At 61.3% G+C, this 25,288-nt stretch carries 19 protein-coding genes and 1 riboswitch; of the genes, 16 read left to right on the plus strand and 3 right to left on the minus strand.

Annotated features, from left to right (window positions below):
• The 5 genes from B3F77_RS00510 to B3F77_RS00535 all read left to right on the plus strand — a co-directional run.
• A partial coding sequence (locus B3F77_RS00510) for a DUF3418 domain-containing protein (RefSeq protein ID WP_293603062.1) occupies window positions 1–718 on the plus strand: 718 nt, incomplete at its 5' end.
• A 507-nt stretch (window positions 719–1,225) separates the two neighbouring features.
• Entirely contained in the window at window positions 1,226–3,595 is a 2,370-nt protein-coding gene (locus tag B3F77_RS00520) for an ATP-binding protein (RefSeq protein WP_293603063.1), read from the plus strand.
• Between the two features lie 149 nt (window positions 3,596–3,744).
• On the plus strand, window positions 3,745–5,763 hold the full coding sequence (locus B3F77_RS00525) for a ribonucleoside triphosphate reductase (protein ID WP_293603064.1): 2,019 nt from the start codon (window positions 3,745–3,747) through the stop codon (window positions 5,761–5,763).
• Window positions 5,764–5,797: 34 nt separating this feature from the next.
• Entirely contained in the window at window positions 5,798–5,992 is a 195-nt protein-coding gene (nrdD, locus tag B3F77_RS00530) for an anaerobic ribonucleoside-triphosphate reductase (protein ID WP_293603065.1), read from the plus strand.
• Window positions 5,982–6,704: an anaerobic ribonucleoside-triphosphate reductase activating protein gene (locus B3F77_RS00535; RefSeq protein WP_293603066.1), complete on the plus strand. Its 723-nt coding sequence runs from the start codon at window positions 5,982–5,984 to the stop codon at window positions 6,702–6,704. Before nrdD ends, B3F77_RS00535 begins: the two co-directional genes overlap by 11 nt.
• A 252-nt stretch (window positions 6,705–6,956) precedes the next feature.
• Here the strand turns inward: B3F77_RS00535 and recQ are convergent, their stop codons facing one another.
• Window positions 6,957–8,858, minus strand: coding sequence for a DNA helicase RecQ (gene recQ, locus B3F77_RS00540; RefSeq protein ID WP_293603067.1), 1,902 nt, complete (start codon window positions 8,856–8,858; stop codon window positions 6,957–6,959).
• Between the two features lie 94 nt (window positions 8,859–8,952).
• On the opposite strand from recQ, the gene B3F77_RS00545 reads away from it, so the two are divergent.
• From B3F77_RS00545 to B3F77_RS00570, 6 genes are all read left to right on the plus strand, one after another.
• Entirely contained in the window at window positions 8,953–9,999 is a 1,047-nt protein-coding gene (locus B3F77_RS00545) for a homocysteine S-methyltransferase family protein (RefSeq protein ID WP_293603068.1), read from the plus strand.
• Between the two features lie 24 nt (window positions 10,000–10,023).
• On the plus strand, window positions 10,024–10,239 hold the full coding sequence (locus B3F77_RS00550) for an addiction module protein (protein WP_293603069.1): 216 nt from the start codon (window positions 10,024–10,026) through the stop codon (window positions 10,237–10,239).
• An 866-nt stretch (window positions 10,240–11,105) separates the two neighbouring features.
• A complete protein-coding gene (locus B3F77_RS00555) occupies window positions 11,106–11,930 on the plus strand; it encodes a DUF6502 family protein (protein WP_293603070.1) in 825 nt (274 codons plus the stop codon).
• A 41-nt stretch (window positions 11,931–11,971) separates the two neighbouring features.
• Window positions 11,972–13,678, plus strand: a complete 1,707-nt coding sequence (locus tag B3F77_RS00560; RefSeq protein ID WP_293603071.1) for a hypothetical protein — start codon at window positions 11,972–11,974, stop codon at window positions 13,676–13,678.
• Between the two features lie 478 nt (window positions 13,679–14,156).
• Window positions 14,157–14,227: riboswitch (S-adenosyl-L-homocysteine riboswitch) on the plus strand.
• Between the two features lie 24 nt (window positions 14,228–14,251).
• Window positions 14,252–17,098 (plus strand): methionine synthase, encoded by a 2,847-nt coding sequence (metH, locus tag B3F77_RS00565; RefSeq protein WP_293603072.1) that lies wholly within the window; start codon window positions 14,252–14,254, stop codon window positions 17,096–17,098.
• Between the two features lie 125 nt (window positions 17,099–17,223).
• Window positions 17,224–18,057 (plus strand): glycine zipper 2TM domain-containing protein, encoded by an 834-nt coding sequence (locus tag B3F77_RS00570; RefSeq protein ID WP_293603073.1) that lies wholly within the window; start codon window positions 17,224–17,226, stop codon window positions 18,055–18,057.
• A 77-nt stretch (window positions 18,058–18,134) separates the two neighbouring features.
• On the opposite strand, the gene B3F77_RS00575 is transcribed toward B3F77_RS00570, so the two are convergent.
• The gene (locus B3F77_RS00575; RefSeq protein ID WP_293603074.1) at window positions 18,135–19,679 is read right to left on the minus strand and encodes a YifB family Mg chelatase-like AAA ATPase; all 1,545 of its coding nucleotides are present in this window, start codon (window positions 19,677–19,679) and stop codon (window positions 18,135–18,137) included.
• 207 nt (window positions 19,680–19,886) lie between these two features.
• Here B3F77_RS00575 and B3F77_RS00580 point away from each other — a divergent pair, with 207 nt between their 5' ends.
• From B3F77_RS00580 to B3F77_RS00595, 4 genes are all read left to right on the plus strand, one after another.
• The gene (locus tag B3F77_RS00580; RefSeq protein ID WP_293603075.1) at window positions 19,887–20,654 is read left to right on the plus strand and encodes a TorF family putative porin; all 768 of its coding nucleotides are present in this window, start codon (window positions 19,887–19,889) and stop codon (window positions 20,652–20,654) included.
• Between the two features lie 59 nt (window positions 20,655–20,713).
• Complete coding sequence (glnK, locus tag B3F77_RS00585; protein WP_293603076.1) at window positions 20,714–21,052, plus strand: P-II family nitrogen regulator; 339 nt, start codon at window positions 20,714–20,716, stop codon at window positions 21,050–21,052.
• A 79-nt stretch (window positions 21,053–21,131) separates the two neighbouring features.
• Window positions 21,132–22,682, plus strand: a complete 1,551-nt coding sequence (gene amt, locus B3F77_RS00590; RefSeq protein ID WP_293603077.1) for an ammonium transporter — start codon at window positions 21,132–21,134, stop codon at window positions 22,680–22,682.
• Between the two features lie 156 nt (window positions 22,683–22,838).
• Window positions 22,839–23,765, plus strand: a complete 927-nt coding sequence (locus B3F77_RS00595) for an SMP-30/gluconolactonase/LRE family protein (protein WP_293603078.1) — start codon at window positions 22,839–22,841, stop codon at window positions 23,763–23,765.
• Between the two features lie 86 nt (window positions 23,766–23,851).
• Here the strand turns inward: B3F77_RS00595 and B3F77_RS00600 are convergent, their stop codons facing one another.
• Entirely contained in the window at window positions 23,852–24,055 is a 204-nt protein-coding gene (locus tag B3F77_RS00600; RefSeq protein ID WP_293603079.1) for a hypothetical protein, read from the minus strand.
• On the opposite strand from B3F77_RS00600, the gene glcE reads away from it, so the two are divergent.
• Window positions 24,033–25,229 (plus strand): glycolate oxidase subunit GlcE, encoded by a 1,197-nt coding sequence (gene glcE / locus B3F77_RS00605; protein ID WP_414702929.1) that lies wholly within the window; start codon window positions 24,033–24,035, stop codon window positions 25,227–25,229. The genes B3F77_RS00600 and glcE overlap by 23 nt on opposite strands.
• Window positions 25,230–25,288 lie beyond the last annotated feature (59 nt).

Here is a 25,288-nt window from a genome sequence, read left to right on the forward strand (position 1 = left end):
TTGTGCCGGCTTGCGGCGGCTGTTTTCGCTGCAGATCAAGGAGGCGCTGAAGTACCTCGAAAAAAACCTGCCCGACCTGCAAAAGACGGCCACGGCCTACATGCTGGTGGGCCGTGCTGCCGACCACTCGGGCGGCGGCACGCTGGAAGAGTTACGCCAGCAGATCATCGAAGTGGCGCTGGACCGGGCTTTCCTGCAGGAGCCGCTGCCCACGAATGAAGCCGAGTTCAAAAAGCGCATTGACGACGGGCGAGGGCGCCTGACCCTGATTGCCAGCGAAGTCGCGCGCCTGGCAGCCGGCATCCTGACCGAATTTGCCGTGGCCCAGCGAAAGATCAAGGACAACAAAAATGCCACCGAGGCAGTGGCCGACGCCGCGCAGCAGTTGCAGCGGCTGGTGCCCAAGCGGTTTTTGACCAGCACGCCATATGCGCAACTGCAACACTTTGCGCGCTACCTCAAGGCGATCACCTGGCGACTGGAGAAGTGGCGTGCCGACCCGGCCCGCGACGCTGCCAAGATGGCTGAATTGCGGCCGCAGGAGCAGCGCTACTGGCGCCTGGTGGCCGAACGCAAGGGGGTGCTTGACGCCCGCATGCAGGAGTTTCGCTGGCTGCTTGAAGAGCTGCGGGTGAGTTTCTTTGCCCAGGAGCTGCGCACGCCACAGCCCGTCAGCATCAAACGGCTTGAAAAAGCCTGGCTTCAACTCAATAGCTGAGGCCAGGCTTTTCAGCGCCGACCAACAGTTGCCCGAAGGGCTTGTCATGCCGCAGCTCAAAGCTTTGGACTCGGTTGAACGGCTGAGAGTGCGGTGAAAACAATTGCCATCGTCTCGACTTTTACCCAGGAGTGCGCCCCTGCTGCCCAAGCGCAGCCAGATGAATTTTTGGGCGAGCGGCGACGGCTGATTGCGCTAATGCCCCGGCCTGTAACCTGTTATTACAGTTGTTGCAGGTGCACGGACTGAAGCCGGTGCAGTGCGTGGCGCTGCTGTTTGCGCTGGCGCACAAGCTGATGCTGAGGGCCACCTTCACCGACCGATATTCCTCACGCCTGTTTGGGTATGGGCGTAAAACTTTACCAGCGCTGTGCTGAATTTTGTGGCGCATTTCGCACGACCGTGTTCAAGTAGTGTCTTCCCTGATGCTTCAAGCTGCGTTATGGTGCAGTTTCATTGAACCGGGGCGATGAGCCAGCGGTGTCGTTGCAAAGGGGGGAGTTGTCCGTGAGCAAGCGTTCCGTCGTTGAACATTCGCAGCAGTGGCTGCTGTCTCCCGGGCTGAAAGAAGCCCCGGTGCTGGACTTGATGTGCTCGCACTTTGTACTGACCCTGGCCGCGCGCCAGGGCGCCAAGTTCAATGTGCGGCGCGACCTCACCAGCCTGCTGTCGCTGTCCGGCCGCCATCTGGTCTGGCCCTTGCCTGCGCTGCAGCGCCTGCGCGAATTCTTGGGGCGCCGCTGCAAGGACAACGAATTCTGGCACGGTCACGAAACACTGAGCGATGCCGAGTTCATGGCGCGCCACGGCGCATGGCGTGGCCCCTACGAAGAGGGAACGCTGTTTTTCTACCTCGATGATCACGCCAAGGACCAGCCCAAGGATTTGCTGTCGGTGCTGGCCGCCACCGGTGACTGGCTGACGCGCGCGCTCAAAAAGCAGTCCACTCTGGTCGAGAAAAACATCGATGCGCTGGCCAAGCTGCTGCAGCTTAACCGCGCCGAGCGCGCGCTGCTGCTCTACGGCACGCTGGCGCGTTACCAGCGCGACCTGCGGTCGCTGCTGGTCGAGTTCAAGGTCAACAACGCGCCCGAGGCCTACGCCGCCATTGCCGACGTAGCTGGTGTCAAGGCGCCTGAAGTCGCTGAAGCGCTGCGTGCCGGCTCCCGGCTGGAGCGTATTGGCATGGTCGAAAATCTGATCTCCGAGCACAACATCACGGACCTGGCCGACCTGATGAAGGTCAGCGAGAAGCTGCCGCCCGTGCTGATGCGTGAATACCGCGACCAGAACGAGCTGATGGCCGTCTTTACCCGGCCAGCCACGCGCAGCAGCCTGGGACTCGCCGATTTCGCGTTTGTGCAAGAAGACGCGCAGGTGCTGGTGTCCTTGCTGCGCAATGCGGTGGCGGGCAAGGAGCAGGGCGTGAATGTGCTGCTCTACGGGCCACCAGGCACCGGCAAAACCGAGCTGGCCAAAGTGGTGGCGCAGGCCGCCGGGCTGGACCTGTTTGAAGTCGAATACGCTGACCGCGACGGCAACTCGCTGAGTGGGCGCGACCGCTACCGCTCGCTGCAAATCGCGCAGGTCTTTCTCAAGAGCAGCACGCATTCCGCGCTGCTGTTTGACGAGGTGGAAGACGTCTTTCCGCCGATTTCCAGCGAAGCCGCTCAGCTGATGGCGCGCTCCGAGCAGTTGCCTCTAGCGGCCACCAGCTCGGTCAGCGGCAAGGCCTGGGTCAATCAGATTCTCGAATCCAACGCGGTGCCCACGCTCTGGGTGACCAACCGCATCGAGCAGATCGACCCGGCCTTTCGCCGCCGTTTTGCCTACCATCTGGAGCTGCGCTCGCCGCCGCCTGGCGCGCGCGAAGGCGTGGTGCGCAGAATGCTGGAAGATGTGCAGGTCAGTGACGCGTTTGTGGCGAAACTCACCGCGCGTAAAGGCCTGACGCCCGCGCAGATACGCACGGCGGTACGTTTTGCACGCCTGGCCAGCGCGCCGCAGGACAAGACAGACCCCCAGGTCAATGGCGCGGCGCTGAAAGCGATCCTGGCGGGCGGCAGGCCGTCGCTGATGGAGTCGCTGATTGAGCGGCAACTCAAAAACGCAGATGTCGCGCTGGGTAATAAATCAGAAGCAGCAGAACGCCGCAGCGCGACCACGTATGACTTGTCGATGCTCCATGTTGAATCGCGCTTTGAGATTCCGCGGATGGTGGAGGCGCTGAAAAGCCGGGGCCACGGCAGCTTGTGCTTTTACGGCCCGCCCGGCACCGGAAAAACCGCGCTGGCCGAACACATTGCCCAAGCGCTGGAGCAGCCGCTCCTCATCAAGCAGGCCAGCGACCTGATGAGCAAGTACGTTGGCGAAACCGAGCAGAACATGGCGGCCATGTTCCGCGAAGCCGAGCTGGAGAAGGCCGTGCTGCTGCTCGACGAAGCCGACAGTTTTTTGCAGGACCGGCGCGGCGCCCAGCGTACTTACGAAGTGACTGAAGTCAACGAGATGCTGCAGGGGATGGAGCGCCATGCCGGCATCTTTATCTGCACCACCAATCTGCTGGAGAGCCTGGACCAGGCGGCGCTGCGGCGCTTTACCTTCAAGATCAGGTTCATGACGCTGACGAGCGAGCAGCGCGAAACAATGTTTGTCACCGAAGCGCTGGCGGGCGATGCCGCCTTGCTTGCCGGCGCTGTGCGGACAAGGCTGGGCCAACTCACGCAACTGTGCCCCGGTGATTTTGCGGCGGTGAAGCGGCAGGCGGCTATTTTGGCGGCCGAGTTTTCAGCGGAAGAATTTCTGTCGCAACTGGAGGCCGAGCACCGCATCAAGCCCGAGGTTCGCGAGGTGCGCGGCATGGGCTTTCTGCCCTGACCCCTGCGCAATTCTGGCGATTACCAGGGTTTCGTTGGCCAGCGCTCGGGCCGATTTCTTGATCCATATCAAACTACAGGTAGTGTCCGGAAGGTATGGTACACGCTATATGTAGTGTTTTGTTCCCACGGGAACGCATGGAGAAGCCAATGAATTCCACAGTTGCCACGCTGCCGCGCGAGGTCATAAAACGCAGCGGCCAGCGTGCCGCTTTTGACGCCGCAAAAATCCGCTCGGCGCTTGAGCGCGCGGGTGCGGCCACGGGTGAATTCGGCGCCGACGAGGCTGTGCTGCTCGCCGCCCAGGTGGGCAAGGTGCTGATCCACCGCTTTCATGGCCAGGCACCTGGTATCGAGCACATCCAGGACGTGGTCGAGCACACCCTGATTGCCGCCAACCACCTGCGCACGGCGCGAGCCTACATCGTTTACCGCGAACGCCACACCACGCTGCGCGCCGACGGCCAGACGCTGGTGAACGTGGAATTGTCGATCAACGAATACCTCTCACGTGCCGACTGGCGCGTCAACGCCAACGCCAATCAGGGCTATTCGCTGGGTGGGCTGATCCTCAATGTGGCGGGCAAGGTGACGGCCAATTACTGGCTCTCGCACGTCTACACGCCCGAGATCGGCGAGGCGCACCGTAGCGGCGACCTGCACATTCACGACCTCGACATGCTCAGCGGCTACTGCGCCGGCTGGTCGCTGCGAACGCTGCTGCACGAGGGTCTGAACGGCGTGCCGGGCAAGGTTGAGGCCGGGCCGCCGCGGCACATGTCGTCGGCCGTGGGGCAGATCGTTAATTTTCTGGGCACGCTGCAAAACGAGTGGGCCGGCGCGCAGGCGTTCTCGTCGTTCGACACCTACATGGCAGCCTTTGTGCGCAAGGACGCGATGGGTTACGCCGCCGTGCGCCAGTGCATGCAGGAGCTGGTATACAACCTCAACGTGCCCTCGCGCTGGGGCACGCAAACGCCGTTCACCAACCTCACCTTTGACTGGACTTGCCCCGAGGATTTGCGCGACCAGGTGCCGGTGATTGGCGGGCAGGAAATGCCCTTCACTTACGGCGATCTGCAGGCCGAGATGGACCTCATCAACCGCGCCTACATCGACGTGATGACCACAGGCGATGCCAAGGGCCGCGTTTTCACCTTCCCCATTCCCACCTACAACATCACGGCGAACTTTCCGTGGGAGTCAGAAAACGCCCGGCTGCTGTTCGAGATGACCGCCAAATACGGCCTGCCGTATTTCCAGAACTTCATCAACTCCGAGCTGGAGCCGAACATGGTGCGCTCGATGTGCTGCCGCCTGCAGCTCGACTTGCGCGAGCTGCTCAAGCGCGGCAACGGCCTGTTTGGCAGCGCCGAGCAAACCGGTAGCTTGGGCGTGGTCACCGTGAATTGCGCGCGCCTGGGCTATTTGCACCAGGGTGACGAGGCGGCCTTGCTGGCCGCGCTGGACCGCCTTCTCGAACTGGGCAAGCAAAGCCTGGAAACCAAGCGCAAGCTGATCCAGCGCCTGATGGACCAGGGACTGTTTCCCTATACCAAGCGATACCTGGGCACCTTGCGCAACCACTTTTCCACCCTCGGTGTAAACGGCATCAACGAGATGGTGCGTAACTTCAGTGCCGACGCGCACGACATCACCAGCGACTGGGGCCACGCCATGGCCGTGCGGTTTCTGGACCATGTGCGCGAGCGCATCGTGGCTTTTCAGGAAGAAACCGGCCACCTCTACAACCTAGAAGCCACGCCCGCCGAAGGAACCACCTACCGTTTCGCCAAGGAAGACAAGAAGCGCTGGCCTGACATCCTGCAGGCCGGCACCGATGCCCAGCCCTATTACACCAACTCGTCGCAACTGCCCGTGGGCTGGACCGATGATCCGTTCGAGGCGCTGGCGCGCCAGGAGGTGCTGCAGTCCAAATACACCGGCGGCACCGTGCTGCACCTGTACATGGGCGAGCGATTGTCCAGCGGCGAGGCCTGTCGCACGCTGGTGCAGCGCGCGCTCACGCGTTTTCGCCTGCCCTACATCACCATCACGCCGACCTTTTCGATCTGTCCGACGCACGGTTATCTGGCCGGCGAGCACCCGTTTTGCCCGGTGTGCGACGAGGAGCGCCTGGGTGCCAAGCGCCGTGCGTTGGCAGCGTGATTTTTTACCGATTCCCCTCCCAGGAGATGCATCTATGAGCCACTTTCCCAGCACTGAAAACAGCGCCGTCAGCAGCGCACCCATCGAGCTTGCCGACGACGAGCGCCAGCCCTGCGAGGTCTGGACTCGCGTGATGGGCTATCACCGACCCGTGGCCAGCTTCAACATTGGCAAGCAAGGCGAGCACCACGAACGCCGCTTCTTTGCCGAACTGAGCGGTGCTCGCTGAGGTTGTTGCAGCGCTTGGCAGCGAAAGCAGCGACGTGGGCGCCGAGCGCTTGCGTATCGGCGGCCTCACGCCGCTGACCAGCATCGACTTTCCTGGCCGCCTGGCGGCCGTGCTGTTCTGCCAGGGCTGCCCCTGGCGCTGCAGCTATTGCCACAACCCCGAGCTGCTCGATGCCACCGCGCCCGCCGCATTGCCCTGGGCACAGGTGCATGCTTTTCTGGACCGTCGGCGTGGCCTGCTCGATGGCGTAGTGTTTTCGGGCGGCGAGCCGACGCTGCAAGCCGCGTTGCCCGCAGCCCTGGCGCAGGTGCGCGCACTGGGGTTCGAGGCCGCTCTGCACACGGGCGGCATGTACCCGCAGCGGCTGGCCGCACTGCTACCGCACCTCGACTGGGTGGGGCTCGACATCAAGGGCCCCTTGCACCGCCACGGCGTCATCACCGGCGCACGCGGTAGCGGGCTGCGCAGCCGTGAATCGTTGGGCCACCTGCTGACCAGCGGCGTGGCCTACGAATGCCGCACTACCTGGCACCCGGGCCTGTTCGACGCAGACGAGCTTGTGGCCCTGGCCGATGAGCTGGCCGCGCTCGGTGTGACGCACTGGGCCTTGCAGGAATGCCGCACACCGGGCGGTGCGCCCTTTGCGCTCGCACCAGCCCGGATACAGGCGTTGTCGGCGCGCTTTGCCAGCTTCACGCTGCGGCGGGCTTGAGCACGCCAAGCACCTCGGTCCTTAGGGACGGGTGAGTCCCAGGGCGTAAGCTGACAGGCACGGCACGCGGCGGTGAAGCAGAATCCACTCCGTCACCATCACCATCACCGATCAACAGGGCCGCAGGCCGACGAAATGCTATTTAATTAATAGCTGATTGCGCCCGTTCTGATTGGCCTGGAGTATGTTTTTACCATTAATTTCGAGTGAAGCGGGCTGGGTCGGCTCCAGGCCAGGTTATGCGAGGGGGCCTCAAGCCGAAGCAGCGCAAACCCGAAGCACCTCGGCGCCATACGCCTGCAGCTTCTTGGTGCCCATTCCGCTGATACCCTCCAGGTCCTGAAGACTCTGCGGTGCCTGCTCTGCGATGGCGCGCAGCGTGGCGTCGTGAAAAATCACAAAGGCCGGGAGGTTGTGCTCGCGCGCCACCTCGCCGCGCCAGGCCTTGAGGCGGGCCAGCCGCTCCAGGGCGCCTGCGTTGAGTGCGGCTTCGGCCAGTCCCTTGACCGACGTCTTGACCAACGTTTTGCTGCCGCGCCTGGGCCGATCGGCTTTGCTGGCCAGGGCTTGCTGCCGCAACACCACGCTGACCTCGCCTTTGAGCACCTGGCGGGCGTCCGGCATCAGCTGCAGGGTGTTGAAGGCCTCGGCGTCCACGCGCACCATGTTTTTGGCAATCAGCTGGCGCAACACGCTGCGCCACTGCGCTTCAGCCAGATCGCTGCCAATGCCGAAGGTGCTCAAGTTGTCGTGGCCGTATTGCGCGACTTTTTCGGTGGCCTTGCCGCGCAGGATGTCCATCAGGTGACCCGCGCCAAAGCTGATGCCGCTGGCCTGCTGCACGCGGTAGATGCAGCTGAGCATCTTGCGGGCCGCCTCTGTCGCATCCCACACAGCGGGGGGCTGAAGGCAGTTGTCGCAGTTACCGCAGGGCTCGCTCGCCTCGCCAAAATAGCCCAGCAGGCTGACACGGCGGCAGCGCGTGTCTTCGGCCAGGCTCAAGAGGGCATCGAGCTTGCCGCGCATCACCTGCTTGAATGCTTCGCTCGCGGCTTCGCTGGTGTCTATCATGCGGCGCTGGTTCACCACGTCCTGCAGGCCGTACATCATCCACGCGTCGGCGCTCTGGCCGTCGCGTCCGGCCCGGCCGGTTTCCTGGTAATAGCCTTCAATGTTTTTCGGCATGTCCAGGTGCGCGACAAAGCGCACATCGGGTTTGTCAATGCCCATCCCGAACGCAATGGTGGCCACCATGACCATGCCTTCCTCGCGCAGGAAGCGGTCTTGCCGCTGCTGGCGCAGGGCCGAGTCCAGCCCGGCATGGTAGGCCATCGCCTTGATGCCGGCATCCTGCAAGGTGTCGGCAATTTCTTCAACGCGCTTGCGTGACTGGCAGTACACAATGCCAGCCTCACCGTGGTGCTCGGATTCGATAAAGCGCAGCAGCTGGCGCGCCGGGTCGGTTTTTTCGACGATGGTGTAGCGGATGTTGGGCCGGTCAAAGCTGCTGACAAACTCGCGGGCGTCTTCCAGCTTGAGCCGCTCAATCATGTCCTGCCGCGTCAGGGCATCGGCGGTGGCCGTCAGCGCCATGCGCGGCACATCGGGAAAGGTCTCATGCAGCAGGCTCAGACTGCGGTACTCGGGCCGGAAGTCGTGGCCCCACTGGCTCACGCAATGCGCCTCGTCAATGGCAAACAGGCTGAGCAGGCCGCGCTCGTGCAATGACGCCAGCAGGCCTTTCATGCGCGGCGTGTTGATGCGTTCGGGCGCGGCGTACAGCAGCGTCAGCTCGTTGCGCAGCAGCTGCTTTTCAAGCTGACTGCTTTCTTCAAAGCTTTGCGTCGAATTCAAAAACGCGGCCGACACACCGGCCTCAATCAGCGCGCCGACCTGGTCGTGCATCAGCGCAATCAGCGGCGAGATGACGATGGTCACGCCGTGGCCGGCGTTTTGCCGCACGATGGCCGGAATCTGGTAGCACAGCGACTTGCCTCCGCCCGTGGGCATCAGCACCAGCGCGTCGCCGCCTTGCACCACATGTTCCACAATGGCTTCTTGCGGTCCGCGAAAATGTTGATAGCCAAAAACCTGGCCCAGCACTTCCAGCGGCGTTGGCTGGGGCGAAGAAATGGAAACGGGCAAAGAGGACAAGGGGCCAAGCCTGAAAATAGGGAACAGGGAGTGAGCGGATAAGCCTATTGTCGGGGAAAGTTCACGGGCAAAGCCGGGCCCCTAAAATGACGCCATGAAGCCCATCACCTACACCCGCGGCCAGCAGTTGCCCGCCATTCTTGAAAAACGCATCGTCATTCTCGATGGCGCCATGGGCACCATGATCCAGCGCTTCAAGCTGAGCGAAGCCCAGTACCGCGGTGAACGCTTCAAGGACTTTCACAAAGACGTCAAGGGCAACAACGAGTTGCTGAGCCTGACGCGCCCCGACGTGATCCGCGACATCCATGAAGCCTACCTGGCCGCAGGTGCCGACATGATAGAGACCAACACCTTTGGCGCCACCAGCGTGGCGCAGGCCGACTACGACATGGCCGATCTGGCGGTGGAGATGAACTACGCCTCGGCCCGCATTGCCAGAGCCGCCTGCGACAAATTTTCAACACCCGAGAAACCCCGCTTTGTCGTAGGCGCCCTCGGCCCCACGCCAAAAACTGCCAGCATCAGCCCCGACGTGAACGATCCGGGTGCGCGCAACACCAGCTTTGAAGAGCTGCGCAAAGCGTATTACGAGCAGACGCAAGCGCTGGTCAAAGGCGGCAGCGATGTGCTGCTGATCGAAACCATTTTCGACACGCTCAACGCCAAGGCAGCGCTGTTTGCGATTGACGAGTACTTTGACAATTCGGGTGAGCGCCTGCCGCTCATCATCAGCGGTACCGTGACCGATGCGTCGGGCCGGATTCTGAGCGGCCAGACCGTCACGGCCTTCTGGCACAGCGTTCGCCACGCCCAGCCGCTGGCCATCGGCCTGAACTGCGCGCTGGGCGCGGCGCTGATGCGCCCCTACATCCAGGAACTGGCCAAGGCCGCGCCCGATACTTTCATCAGCTGCTACCCCAATGCCGGCCTGCCCAACCCCATGAGCGACACCGGTTTTGACGAAACGCCCGATGTCACTTCGCGCCTGCTGCGCGAGTTTGCCGAAGAAGGGCTGGTCAATATCGTGGGCGGCTGCTGCGGCACCACGCCCGAGCACATCAGCGCGATCCACCAGGCGGTGGCGCCGCTGGCCGGTCGCGTGTTGCAAAAGTCTTATTTCTACCAAGAAGCGGCCTGAATCACGAGTGCTAGACTTTGCTGCATGAAATCCACACTCCAACCCGTTGAACCTCTTGGCAGGTTTGAACGCCTTCAATTGGTGGAAGACCTGTGGGATGAATTTGCTGCTGAAACCAGTATGGAAACCAGGCCTGAAGTTTTGGATGAACTGGAACGCCGCGCTGCCTGGCGTGACGCCCACCTAGGACAGGGCAAAAGCCTGGCCCAAATTGCGCAATCGCTTGGCGTGCGCCTGTGACCTGGCAGGTCATTTTTGAACCTGCGGCGCAGGCCGAAATTGCCGAGGCTTTTGACTGGTATGAAGAATAATCCTAGGGCTTGGGTGGTGATTGCTTACGCATGCTTGCAGCGGCCGAGGAACAACTGACGCGCAACCCACAAGCCTTTGCGCCTACCCGAGGCCGGTTTCGCCGGATCTTGCTGCGACGGTTTCCTTATGCCCTGCATTTCGAACTATTGAGCGACCAACGCGTCTCGGTACTGGCCTGCCTGCATCACCGCCGCAACCCGGCAAGGTGGCCGGCTTGATCCCGGCGACTTTTCTAGCTTCTTGCTAGATTGATACAAGCACCTGGCACAGCATTCTGCTGGAAATTCTGGCTTGAGTTTGCGAGTGATTCAGGCCTGTAGCGCTTATGCAGCCTGCGTGAGCAGCTATTGGTTTTGACATCCATTCTGCCATTGCATTGACACCACTCACGGCATAGATACGGGGGCGGTCGCGTTATTCGAGCTTGGCATCTTTTCCTTCAAGCACAACCATTGGAAACAGTTTTCAGGGGGCGGGTTCTGACTCCTGTCCTTCGCTGAAATTGGATGGCACATATCTCAGGGTCCAAAGCGGACCTTCGCGTGGGCAAGATGCTGACCTTCGCCACCCAATGCTTGGAACTCGGAAGTTGCCGTTCGACGGCGAAAAATCGATTTTGCGTTTGACCAGCTCTTGTGCAGCGAAAGGAGCCACTCAGGTTTCAGCGAGGAGTGAACGCGTCGGGCCAGTAAGCCAGCGGTGTTCACTAAAAGTTCTTTTTTTGAAAAAGACATTGCGGTGATTTTACATATGGGATATATTCCCATTTAATGAAACCGAACTACTACTAGGCCATGTCTGAATCCCGCGCTGATCTTTCCCTAGCCGCCGCCTTGAGTTTGCTGGTGCCGCTGGTGGAGTTGCTGTTGCATGACGGAGTGACCTACCCCCGCTTTGCAAATGCGCTCAAGAAGACCTTTCTCGAATCGGCCACGAATCTTCTCGAAGCAAGTGCAGAGAAAGTCAACGATTCGAGTGTCAGTACATTGACCGGCATACATCGCAAGGACGTGCGGGGGTGGCGTTCCATTGGTCACACACGCCCTCAGGCCAAGACATTAGGGCCAGTCATGGAAGTTTTTACCCGGTGGGCGAATGATCCAGACTATTGCGACAACGAGGGGCGGCCACTGACACTGGACCGCACCGGTGGCCCCCGCTCTTTTGAAGCGCTGGCGGCCTCCGTGTCGAAGGATGTCCACCCGCACACAGTATTGCGAGAACTTATCCGCCTTGGCGTCGTGCGCCTCGTTGAGGCGGCCTCTGACGGAAGTGGCGAACAAGTCAGTTTATGCGCGGACGCTTTCGTGCCCAAGAAAGGGGCCGCCGAGATGCTGCAATTGTTTTCCGACAACGTGGGAGATCACCTCGCGGCCGCAACGCACAACCTCATGGGAACTAATGCTCCGATGCTAGAACAAAGTGTCTATGCCGACAGTCTGCGCCCCGAGTCGGTTGCGGCCATGGACACCCTGGCGCGCCAAATCTGGACCAAAGCCTTGCATGACGTTGTTCGCGACGCCACCGTGCTCAGCGATCAAGACCGGGGCCAGCCCGGTGCGAATCAACGCATTCGCGTTGGTATGTATTTTTATCACGGTCCCAACCGCGAACCCTAAATCGTCTCGACGTATCTCTCATAATTTTTAAGGAGTTTCAAATGTCCAATTTTGTATTTCCACCCGCCCGGCTGGTCATTCCGATGGTGGTCGCGTTATTGGTTGCGTCCGGCTGCGGCGGCGGCGGTGGTGTCGATGTTGCAGGCGTTGGCTCCGGCGGTACCGGAGCCATCAGCGGTACCGCTACGGCGGGTCCAATCAGCAATGCCACCATCACTGCCTACAGCATCAACGGCGGTCAGATGGGCGCCCAGATTGCCACGGCGGCCACGGACGTCAATGGGAACTTCACCATGGCCATTGGCAGCTACGCCGGCCCAGTGATGCTGCAGGCGAGCGGGGGAAGCTACACGGACGAAGCTACCGGGACGGTGATGCCTATGGCCGCGGCTGACGCGATGACGGCCGTCATGCCAACTGTCGCAGCCGGGGCAACTAACAGCGGTATTCAGGTGACGCCGGTTACCGCCATGGCGCAAGCGATGGCACAACACATGAATGGCGGCATGACGGACGCCAACATCGCCGCTGCGAATACCGCCATGGGCAATAACTTCTCGGTGAGCGATATCCTACACATTCGACCGATGAATCCCCTGGTCGCGGGCTCCGGCACAGGCGTGAGCCAAGACGCACAGAACTATGGCATGACGCTGGCTGCCATGTCGCAGTACGCCAAAACCCTGGGGCTAACAACCTCATCGACCATGGTCACGGCCATGATGAACGATGCGACTGACGGAATATTGGACGGCAAGGCTGGCGCCACGTCAGTGCAGATGGGGGGCATGGCAGGCGGAATGCTGCCGGCCACAGCCGGAACGAGCGGAATGGGAGCCGCCATGAATGCATTCATGAACTCCACACAAAACAAATCTGGGGTCACCACGGTGACGCTGATGAACAAGCTAAACGGTTCCAGCGGTCAGATATCGAGTAGCGTGCCGGCGATGATGAACGCGACGGTGGGTGGTACGGTGTTTAACGGGCCAGTAAGCAAGGCGACGGTCATGGCCTTTGCGGTAAATAGCGGCACAGTGGGCGCACAGATCGCCAGCGTCGCTACTGATGGTCAAGGCAATTTCACTCTGCCACTGGGCAGTTACAGCGGCCCGGTGATGCTGCAAACGATCGGCGCCGGCTATACAGACGAAGCCACAAGCACGACCATGACCATGGCGACAAATGAGTTCATGAGCGCGGCTCTGCCGACAGTGGCCAGCGGCGCAAATGTCACTGGGGTTCGGATTACTCCGCTCACGTCAATGGCCCAGACTCGTGCGCTGACATTGAGTGGCGGAATGACGGACGTCAACATCGCCGCTGCGAATACAGCCATGGGCAACTACTTCTCGGTGAGTGACATCGTGCACACGCAGCCCATCAACCCGACAGTGGCCGGCACCGGTGTCGGCGCGAGCGTGGACGCGCGGAACTACGGCATGGCGCTAGCTGCGATGTCACAGTATGCCAAGACCCTCAACATGACGCTCTCGTCGACACTGGTCACGGCCATGATGAACGATGCTTCCGATGGCGTGATGGACGGCAAGAACGGTGTCAATCAGATTTCCATGTCGATGGGTGGGATGAAGGGGACAAGCATGATGGCCCCAAGCGCTGGCACGAGCAGCCTGTCTAGCGCTATGACATCTTTCATGAATTCAGTCGCAAATGCGTCTGGTCTGACCGTAACCGACATGGCCGGGTTAATGCAGAAATTGAATAGTTCCAACGGAACCATCTGAATGCACTGCGTCCCTTGGACGAGTGCGCACAGAGTGTAGACCGGGTAGCGGTTTTACACAATCAGGCTGAGTGTCCGCTGCACATGCGACGGTCAAACGGAAAAATTGATTGTCGCCGTCAAACGAGTTCTTTCTGCTTCGCACACCCGATGAATGACAGGTATGGAGGAGCAGTGTCAGTGACCGCTATCGAGCCGCCGGCCAAAACCCAGGGCCTGAGCCCAATACCCGCAACCGCTGCACTGCCGAAGTAGACCTCGCTCCAAAGCGGTCCATGACGCTCCAGCCCCAATCCTGTCGCGCATAGATCGCGGGCCACTTGAACCATTTTTCACAGCCCTGTCGCTGGTTATTTTGGCAAGCCTAAGGGGAAGACTGTCAGAAACAACTACGCCACCGAGCTGCCTTCGCGACTCAGTAGTGGTAGGCAATTCCCACGCGGAAAGTCCAGCCTGAGCGCAAGGCCTTAAAATCATCCCCATCCAAGGAGCGTTGCAGCGGGCCAGCAGGCCCGTCAGGCTTGGATATTCCCAACGACGCTCACCTGAATTTTGTTACCCACAGGTGAGTCGCATGTCCGATATTGTTGTCCCCCCCATGAAATTAGCCGGCCTGGAGCCGGTCACGATTGGCGCATCCTATTCAGTTGAGGACAGAGCTGAAGGTCTGTCCCCAAGTGCCACCTTTGTCAACATCGGCGAGCGCACCAATGTGACGGGCTCCAAGGCCTTCGCCCGCATGATCCTGAACGGCGAGTTTGAGCAGGCGCTGGCAGTGGCGCGGCAGCAGGTCGAAAACGGCGCGCAGATCATCGACATCAACATGGACGAGGCCATGCTGGACAGCCAGGCCGCCATGGTGCGTTTTTTGAACCTGATCGCCAGCGAACCCGACATCTCGCGCGTGCCCATCATGATCGACAGTTCCAAGTGGAGCGTGATTGAAGCGGGCCTGCGCTGCATTCAGGGCAAGGGGATCGTCAATTCGATTTCGATGAAGGAGGGGATAGCGCCCTTCAAACACCAGGCCAAGCTGCTCAAGCGCTACGGCGCTGCCGCCGTCGTCATGGCCTTTGACGAGCAGGGCCAGGCCGACACCTACCAGCGCAAGATCGACATTTGCCGGCGTGCTTACCGCATACTGGTCGACGAAGTCGATTTCCCGCCGGAAGACATCATTTTTGACCCCAACATCTTTGCCATTGCCACCGGCATTGAAGAGCACAACAACTACGCGGTGGACTTCATCAACGCGACGCGCTGGATCAAGGCCAACCTGCCAGGCGCCAAGGTGTCGGGCGGCGTGTCCAACGTATCGTTCAGCTTTCGCGGCAACGACCCGGTGCGCGAAGCGATTCACACCGTGTTTCTCTACCACGCGATCCAGGCCGGCATGGACATGGGCATCGTCAACGCCGGCATGGTCGGCGTGTATGACGACCTGGAGCCTACGCTGCGTGAGCGCGTCGAAGACGTGGTGCTCAACCGCACGCCGGTTTACCAGCCGGGCGAGGCCGAACTCACGCCCAGCGAGCGCCTGATTGAAGTCGCCGAAACGGCCAAAAGCGGTGCCAAGGACGACAGCAAGCGAAACGAGTGGCGCGCCTTGCCGGTGCGTCAGCGGCTGTCGCATGCCTTGGTGCACGGCATGAACGAGTTCATCACCGAAGACACTGAAGAAGTCTGGCAGGCCATCCAGGCCGAGGGCGGCCGGCCGCTGCATGTGATTGAAGGCCCGCTCATGGACGGCATGAACGTGGTCGGCGACCTGTTTGGTCAGGGCAAGATGTTTTTGCCGCAGGTGGTGAAAAGCGCCCGCGTGATGAAGCAGGCCGTGGCGCATTTGCTGCCCTACATCGAGGCCGAAAAGCTGCTGCTGGAAGCGGCTGGCGCCGACGTGAAAACCAAGGGCAAGATCATCATCGCCACCGTCAAGGGCGACGTGCACGACATCGGCAAGAACATCGTCACGGTGGTTTTGCAGTGCAACAACTTCGAAGTGGTCAACATGGGCGTGATGGTGCCTTGCCACGAGATCCTGGCCCGCGCGAAAGTCGAGGGCGCCGACATCGTGGGCTTGTCCGGCCTGATCACGCCGAGCCTGGAAGAGATGCAGTACGTCGCGGCCGAGATGCAGAAAGACGAACATTTCCGCATCAGGAAAATCCCGCTGATGATCGGCGGCGCCACCACCAGCCGGGTGCACACGGCGGTCAAGATCTCGCCGCACTACGAAGGTCCGGTGGTCTATGTACCCGATGCCTCGCGCAGCGTCAGCGTGGCGCAAAGCCTGCTGTCCGATCACGCCGCCAACTACATCGCTGAGCTGAATGCGGATTACGACAAGGTGCGCACCCAGCACGCCAACAAAAAGCAGACACCGATGTGGCCGCTGGCCAAGGCGCGCGCCAATGCCACGCCCATCGACTGGGCGAGCTACACACCGCCCGTGCCCAAATTCATCGGTCGCCGCGTGTTCAAGAACTTTGACCTCTCGGAACTGGCGCGCTACATCGACTGGGGCCCGTTTTTCCAGACTTGGGACCTGGCCGGCCCCTTCCCTGCCATCCTGAAAGACGAGGTGGTCGGCACCGAGGCGGTGCGGGTGTATGCCGACGCGCAGCGCATGCTCAAGCGCCTGATCGAGGGCCGCTGGTTAACGGCCAGTGGCGTGATGGGTTTGTACCCGGCCAACAGCGTCGGCGATGACATAGAGATTTACACCGACGAGTCGCGCACCCAAGTGGCGATGACCTGGTACGGACTGCGCCAGCAGGCGGAAAAAACCGCGGTGGACGGCGTGATGCGTCCCAGCCGTTGCTTGGCCGACTTCGTGGCGCCCAAGGGGTTTACTCCTGAATTGATAGCTACTCGTGCAAGTCAGACAGGGGCTACAGGTCAAAAAGACTTAAAAATTGCCGATTACATCGGGGTCTTTGCCGTCACCGCAGGCCTGGGCGCCGAAAAGAAGGAAAAGTACTTTCAGGACGACCATGACGACTACTCGTCCATCATGCTCAAGGCGCTGGCTGACCGCCTGGCCGAGGCGTTTGCCGAAGCCCTGCACCAGCGTGTGCGCAAGGACCTGTGGGGTTATGCGGCCTCGGAATCGCTGGCGACCGATGAACTGATCGGCGAAAAATACCAGGGCATACGCCCCGCGCCGGGCTACCCGGCCTGCCCGGACCACAGCGTGAAAAAAGACATGTTTGAGTTGCTCCGGGCCGACGAAGTCGGCATGGCGTTGACCGAAAGCCTGGCCATGACGCCGGCCGCCAGTGTCAGCGGTTTTTACCTGAGCCATCCTGACAGCGTCTACTTCAACGTCGGCAAGATCGGCGACGACCAGTTGCAGGATCTGGCGCAGCGGCGCGGTGCCAAGGCCGAGGACTTGCAGCGCTTGCTGGCGCCTAATTTGTAAGGCTGGGTGACATTACAAAAATACACGCCTGCGTGAACGGGTCTGTGTACCTTTGGGCTGTTTCGGACGTTCAAGATGCTCTGATATCCAACTACTGATCTGGCCTTACAAACAAGTGACACAAAATGACGACCTCCACTGACAACTTCCAGCCGGGCCAGCAGCCTGCATCATCCAGCAGCAAGCCTCTCTGGGCCGCCGTGGGCATCCTCGGCGTGGCCGTGCTCGGCATGGGCGCCACCATGATTTACAACCAGCGTGCTCCAGTGCCTGCTGCCAACGTGGCGGCGGTGACGGCACCCCAGACACTGGCCGCGCCGCAACTGGCAACCCCTGCTGCTTCGGCCAGCGCTGCCGACGACCTGATTGAAAAACCGGTGGCTGCGCCGGCCAAGCCCGCACCGGCGGCGGCCAAAAAAGTGATCAAGCCCGTGCACAAACCTGCACCGGCACCCAGCTACTCCGGCGTTTCGCCTGCGCCTTCTCCTGCCCCTTACGCTACGTCTTACCCCGCACCGGCGCCTGTTGTGGCGGCAGCACCGGTTTGCGCGGTGTGCGGTTCGGTCGAATCGGTCACTCCGGTTGAGCGTTCCGCCAAACCGGCTGGCCCCGGATTGGGGACCGTGGCCGGCGGCGTGCTGGGCGCGGTGCTGGGCAATCAGGTGGGCCGTGGCGATGGCCGTACGGTGGCCACCATTCTTGGCGCGGTCGGCGGTGGCTTTGCGGGTAATGCGATCGAAGGACGGATGCACAGGGAAACCGTGTACGAGGTGGGCGTCCGCATGGAAGATGGTTCGCGCCGCACCGTTGAAGTGGCGCGCGCGCCCAGTGTCGGTAGCCGCGTGACAGTGGAAGGCTCCACCCTGCGCACCCATGACGGTGCAACCTACGGCCCCAAGCCGCCTCCGGCGCCGGTCACCGCCCAGCCGACGTTTTCACCTGAGTACCAGGGCCGTTAACAGAGCGCAAAAAAGCGCAGAACCTGTAAACCCGAAGGGCGATCGTTGCACGCATGGACGTCCCGCAGGCGCTGGACTCAATAGGCCGCCTTGAGGGCGCGGCGGTATTGCACCGCTTCCGCCACATGCGTGACCTGCACCGTTGCTGCACCCGCCAGGTCGGCAATGGTTCTGGCTACTTTCAGGCAGCGATGGATGCCGCGGCCCGACCAGCCCAGCCGTGTCGCCGCGGTATTGAGGAATTTCGCCGCCGCCGCATCAAGCTGGCATTGCGCATCGATCGCCTGGCCTTCCAGGGCCTGGTTGGTGCTTCCCTGCCGGGACATGGCACGCTCGCGGGCTTTGACGACCCGGCTTCTGATGGCGGTGCTTGCCTCACCGGGCGGCGTGTTCACCAGCTCATCGGCCGCCAGCGCACCCACCTCCACATGCAGGTCAATCCGGTCCAGCAGGGGGCCGCTGAGCTTGCCCTGGTAACGTGACACCTGATCGGGCGAGCAGCGGCAAGTCCGCAGGTTGGAACCCAGGTAGCCGCAGGGGCAGGGGTTCATGGCAGCAATCAGTTGAAAACGTGCCGGAAACTCGGCGCGCTGGGCTGCCCGGGAGATCGTGATGGTGCCGGACTCCAGCGGTTCGCGCAGGGCTTCCAGCGCAGCGCGAGGAAATTCGGGAAACTCATCCAGAAACAAAACCCCGCGGTGGGCCAGGGAGATTTCGCCGGGGCGCGGGGGAGAGCCGCCGCCCACCAGCGCCACTGCGCTGGCCGTATGGTGGGGCGCACAGGTAGGCCGCACCGCCCAGTTTTCCAGCGTAAAGCGACCATCCAGCGAAGCGACTGCCGCGCTTTCAAGGGCTTCTTGCGTCGTCATGGCGGGCAAGAGGCCGGCAAAGCGTTGCGCCAGCATGGATTTGCCGGAGCCGGGCGCGCCCATCATCAGCACACTGTGCCCGCCAGCAGCCGCAATCTCAAGTGCCCGCCGGGCGGCAGCCTGGCCTTTGACGTCGGCGAGATCCGGGTAGGCGGGTTGCTGCCGCGGTGAGATCGGCGCGACCCGCGTCCAGCCGTCCAGCAACTCCGGCGACGTGTCGCCCGGCAGAAACTGCCTGACCACGTCCAGCAAATGGTGCGCGCGGTAAATTTCGGCATCGGGCACCAGCGCAGCTTCCTGGGCGCTGCCTTCAGGGAGCACCAGTTTGGGTCGCCCCCCGGTGGCATGGCTGTCACCATGGGCAACGGCCAAACTCATGGCCAAGGCCCCTCTGACAGGACGCAGGTCGCCGCCCAGGGACAACTCCCCTGCAAATTCGTAGCCCGCCAGCTTGCGTGCATCGATCTGGCCGCTGGCCGCCAGAATGCCCAAGGCAATCGGCAGGTCAAATCGGCCGGAATCCTTGGGCAGATCGGCCGGGGCCAAATTGACCGTGATTCTCTTATTGGCCGGAAATTCCAGTCCGGTATTCTGGATCGCCGAGCGCACCCGTTCACGCGCTTCCTTTACCTCGGTTTCTGCGAGCCCGACCAGCGTAAAGCTGGGCAGCCCGTTGGCCAGATGCACCTCCACACAGACTGGCCGCGCTTCCAGCCCCAGCAAGGCGCGACTATGCACTAAAGACAAACTCATAGCGGGTACTCCCGTTTAAATGCGTCAAAGTTGTGCATGCTTTATGCGCCAACTCGGTGCATTGTGTATTTTTATTCGTTTATATGTAACGTGGCAGTCCTTAAAAAGGTGGACCTTCCTCCTTATGGGAAAGGGAAAAGGAAAAGGAAGTTTGGCACGGTACATGCTTAGAAGGATTCGTCTCATTTAACAACCCGGAGCCCCTTCATGAAACTTATTCCCGTCCCGGTCGCACTCGCAGCAGCTTTGGTTTTGTCCGGCACCGCTTTCGCACAGACGGCTGCATCACCCCTGTCCTTCAACATTTCCTTGACCAGCAACTACAAGTCCCGTGGCCAGGATCAGGATCAGTCCGACACCAAAAGTTTCAAGCCCGCCTTGCAAGGTGGTGTGGACTACGCGTTTACCAACGGCTTTTACGTCGGCAACTGGAACTCCACGGTCAACTGGACAAAGTACCTGCCTTCAAACCCCAGTAACAGTCTCGAAGTCGACCTCTACGGGGGCTACAAATTCAAGGCAGGTCCACTCGATATGGATGTTGGCGCCCTGACCTACTATTACCCGGGTGCTGACAGTGCCGACACCACTGAAGTTTATGCGGGCGCGACCTACGGCCCGGTTACCCTCAAGTACTCCAGAACGGTATCCAAAGGCTACTTCGGAACCGGCTACACCACCTCTGACGGCCGCGGCACGGGTTACCTGAACCTGGCCTTTGCTCAGGAAATCATGCCCAAGGTCACGCTCAAGGCATCGGTGGGTCAAACCATGTTCACGAGTGCGGTCAAGGATGCCGGAATCCCTGACTACATGGACTACAGCGTGGGTGCCAGCTATGACCTGGGCAACGGGTTGTCCATGTCGGGCGCACTGGTCGGAGCCAACAAACAATCCAGCTATACGTACGCTATAGACCCCAGCAAGTCAGTTAACAAGAACACGCTGGTCGTGATGCTGACAAAAGCCCTGTAATTCGGCAGGAGCGGCACACGGCGTTGCCGCTCCACCATTCATCCTGGAGGAAACCTGAAATGAAACTCGTAACGGCCATCATCAAACCGTTCAAGCTGGACGAAGTGCGTGAAGCGCTTTCCAGTATTGGCGTACAAGGCATCACGGTGACTGAAGTCAAGGGCTTCGGTCGTCAAAAAGGCCATACCGAGCTGTACCGCGGTGCAGAGTATGTGGTCGATTTCCTGCCCAAGGTCAAGATTGAAGCGGCAGTGTCTGACGAACTGGTCGACCGCGTGATTGAAGCGGTTGAGGGCGCTGCCCGCACCGGCAAGATCGGCGACGGCAAGGTCTTTGTCTACAACCTCGAACAGGTCGTGCGTATCCGCACCGGTGAAACCGGCAAGGAAGCTTTGTGAGATTTTGCGGGACAGTCCGCAGTCGCGTAGCGGCAAGCTCTGTCCTCAACTGTTCAAACTAGATTAAGAGAACACTGACATGAAAAAACTACTTGCTTCCCTTGTACTGGGATTGAGTTTGCTGACCACGGGCGCGGCCGTCTTGGCGCAGGCCCCGGCGGCAACCCCAGCCGTATCAGCCTCTGCTGAAACCAAACCCGCCGATGCAGCTGCCGCTGCTCCTGCTGCCGTGGCCGGCCCCGCTGTTGCAGCTGCCGCTGCTCCTGCATCAGCGCCTGCTGCCGCACCCCTACCCGTCCCCAACAAGGGTGATACCGCATGGATGATGGTCTCCACCCTCCTGGTGATCCTGATGACGATTCCCGGCCTGGCTCTGTTCTACGGCGGCCTGGTCCGCAGCAAGAACACGCTGTCAGTCCTGATGCAGGTCATGGTGACCTTCTCCTTAATCCTCGTGCTGTGGTTCATCTACGGCTATAGCCTGGCTTTCACCGAGGGCAACGCTTTCTTCGGCGGCTTTGACCGGCTGTTCATGAAAGGCATCTGGGACAACGCAGCAGGCACCTTTGCCAACGCCGCAACCTTCAGCAAGGGCGTCGTGATTCCGGAAATCGTGTTTGCAGCATTCCAGGCGACCTTTGCGGCCATCACCTGCACGCTGATCGTCGGCGCCTTCGCCGAGCGCATGAAGTTCTCGGCCGTGCTGCTCTTCATGGCGATCTGGTTCACGTTCAGCTATGCCCCCATGGCTCACATGGTGTGGTTCTGGATGGGTCCTGATGCCTACACGGGCAAGGAAGTGGTTGACGCGATGAACGGCAAAGCCGGTTACATCTGGCAGTTTGGCGCGCTTGATTTTGCAGGCGGTACGGTCGTGCACATCAACGCTGCCGTGGCCGGTCTGGTCGGTGCTTTCATGGTGGGCAAGCGTATCGGTTACGGCAAGGAATCCATGGCCCCTCACAGCCTCACGCTGACCATGGTCGGTGCAGCCTTGCTGTGGGTCGGCTGGTTCGGTTTCAACGCCGGCTCTGCACTGGAAGCCAACGGCTTTGCAGCACTGGCCTTCATCAACACCCTGGGTGCTACCGCTGCGGCTGTGCTGGCATGGTGCGTCGGTGAAGCCCTGATGCGTGGCAAGGCCTCGATGCTGGGTGCCGCATCTGGTGCTGTGGCTGGCTTGGTGGCCATCACGCCAGCAGCCGGCAACGTCGGCATCGGCGGCGGCCTGGTCATCGGTCTGGCGGCAGGCTTTGCCTGCCTCTGGGGTGTGAACGGGTTGAAGAAGTTGCTGGGCGCGGACGACTCGCTCGACGTGTTCGGCGTGCATGGCATCGGCGGTATCCTGGGTGCGCTGCTGACGGGTGTGTTCAACTCCCCAAGCCTGGGTGGTCCCGGCTATGTGGCTGACTGGGTAACGGCCACCGGCGTGACCGCTGCTGACTTCTCCATCGTGTCACAAGTGTGGATTCAGGCCAAGGCCGTGCTGATCACGGTGGTGTGGTCGGGTGTGGTGTCCTTTATCGCCTACAAGATTGTTGACCTGACGATAGGTCTGCGTGTGAGCGAAGAAGACGAGCGTGAAGGTCTGGACATTACCTCACACGGTGAAACCGCCTACAACCGCTGATTGAACAGAAGGACTGCCTGAAAACAGTCCTCTTGATTGACGGGAATCTCCTTTGGATGTTCAGCCCGCTGGCGCAAGCCGGTGGGCTGTTTTTTTTGCCTGTACAGTGCGCACTGACAGAACTGAAAGAGACGAGTCCACAAGAGGAGACACCACATGACCTGGCAAACCGTCGTTGCACAACCCAGTGAGTTGGGAGAGTCCCCTTTCTGGCACCCCGATGAGCAGATGCTTTACTGGGTGGACATTCCCGGCAAGCAGATTCATCGAGCCAATGTGTTCATGGGCACGGTGGAAAGTTGGGCCATGCCCACAGAGCCCGGCTGCATCGCGCCCGCGCGGACGCAGGGAGAAGCCAGCGGCCTGGTCATTGCGCTGCGCGACGGCATTTACCGCGCGCGGCGATGGGGCGGCGCGCTGCAGCGGCTCGTGCTGGCCGACCATGACACCGCCACAACCCGCTTTAACGACGGCAAAGCCGACCCGCTGGGCCGCTTCTGGGCAGGCACCATGTACGAGCCGCGCGATGCCGCCAAGGCACAGCTTTTTTCAATGGATTGCCGCAACGGCCATGCGCCCGTGATGGAACTCAAAGTTGGCAATGCCATCATTGCCAACGGACTGGCCTGGTCGCCCGACGCCGCCACCGTCTATTGGACCGATACGCCCCGCCACACCATTCGCGCCTGGGACTGGGAGGGTGAAAGCAACGCCATGACCCATGAGCGGGTGTTCCGGCAGTGGCCTGGACAGCCCGAGGGCTGGCAGGCCGGAATGCCTGGCTACGGTGGCCGGCCCGACGGCGCCGCCGTGGATGTACAGGGTAACTATTACGTGGCCATGTTCGAAGGCGCCCGGATCCTCAAGCTTTCGCCCGCTGGTGAGGTGCTGGCCGACATTCCGGTGCCGGCCCAGTGCCCGACCATGCCGTGCTTTGGCGGGGACGACCTGAAAACGCTTTACCTCACGACGGCGCGCTACAAGCGCTCTGCCCAGGAACTGCAAACCTGGCCGAACTCGGGCTGTGTGTTCTCCCTGCGGGTCGATGTGCCCGGTCTGCCGGTGAATTTCTTTAAAGACTGAGGCTCTGATGGCGTGTGTACATGTCCGCCTGTCGCTATTTAATTCATAGCTGCCTGCGCCCGTCAATATTGGGTAGAAAGCCATTTTTATGCTTCTCGATAGGTCGGGTCGGCGCAGCGTAAGCCGACATCAGCGTTCGCCGTTTCAAGCCGTGCCTGTGGGGTCACGCCCTGCGGGCTAACCCGCCCGACGTGGCGACGCAGCTGCAAAAAACCGAACAAGCCGCGTTCAAAAAAATCAAAGTTGCTGCCGTCGTAGCCGCTTACTATGCTTCCCATGGCTTCAGACACTGATTTGACAAGTTCAATCGCCGCGCAGGTGCGCGCCGCCGCCGCTGCAGGCACGCCCTTGCGCATTCGCGGCGGCGGCAGCAAAGACTTTTATGGGCAAGCCCTGACAGGGAAAGTCCTTGACATGAGCAGGTTCGCCGGGGTGATCAGCTACGAGCCCAGCGAGCTGGTTGTCACCGCACGCGCCGGCACTCCGCTGGCCGAACTGGAAGCCCTGCTGGCAACCCAGGGCCAGTGCCTGCCATTCGAGCCGCCGCACTTTCAGGTCAGAGCGCCCGCCTCACCCGACCCGCTGACGGAGCCGTCGGCACAAGCCACCAGCGGCGCGACCGTGGGTGGCATGGTGGCCGCCGGCTTGAGCGGCCCGGCCCGTGCCAGCGCCGGCGCCGTGCGCGACTTCGTGCTGGGCGTCAAGCTCATCAACGGCCAAGGCGAGCTGCTGACTTTTGGCGGCCAGGTGATGAAAAACGTGGCCGGTTACGACGTCTCGCGCCTGATGGTGGGCGCCATGGGCGCGCTCGGGCTGCTGACCGAGATTTCTCTCAAAGTGCTCCCCGTCGCCCCAGCCGAGGCGACGCTGGTGTTTGAACTGGACCAGGCCAGCGCCCTGGCCCAGCTGCACCGCTGGGGCGGACAAGCGCTGCCGCTGAACGCCAGTTGCTGGGTGCGTGACGACAGCGCCGCCGCCCGCCCGGAGCTGCTGTTTGTGCGGCTGCGCGGCGCCGTGGCGGCGGTCGAATCGGCCTGCCGCAAGATGACGCAGGACGTGCCCGGCACGCGCCTGGACAACGCGGTTGCCGGGCCCGACTGGCAAGCCTGCCGCGACTTGCGCCTGCCCTTCTTCACCACCGCTTCACCTGACTTGGGCCTGTGGCGCCTGAGCCTGCCCCAAACCGCGCCCCCACTGGATCTGCCCTACGCGCAATTGATCGAGTGGCATGGCGGCCAGCGCTGGCTGTGGGCGCCCCGGTCGGCGCAAACGCAAGTTCGCCAAGCGGCGACCGACGTTGGCGGAACCGCTACACTTTTCATAGCTTCTTGCGTAGATAGCACGGGGGCTAGAGGTCGATTTCACCCATTAAAATCACCACTGGACCGGATTCACCAGCGTCTCAAAGCCGAGTTTGACCCGGCCGGCATCTTCAACCGTGGCCGCCTTTACCCCGAGTGGTAGGCGGTGGAAACTCACAAGCTATGTTTTATTCGTCATCGCGAGCGCAGCGTGGCGATCCA

Origin of the sequence: Polaromonas sp. UBA4122, assembly GCA_002381615.1 — a bacterium.
Taxonomy (GTDB): Bacteria; Pseudomonadota; Gammaproteobacteria; order Burkholderiales; family Burkholderiaceae_C; genus Polaromonas.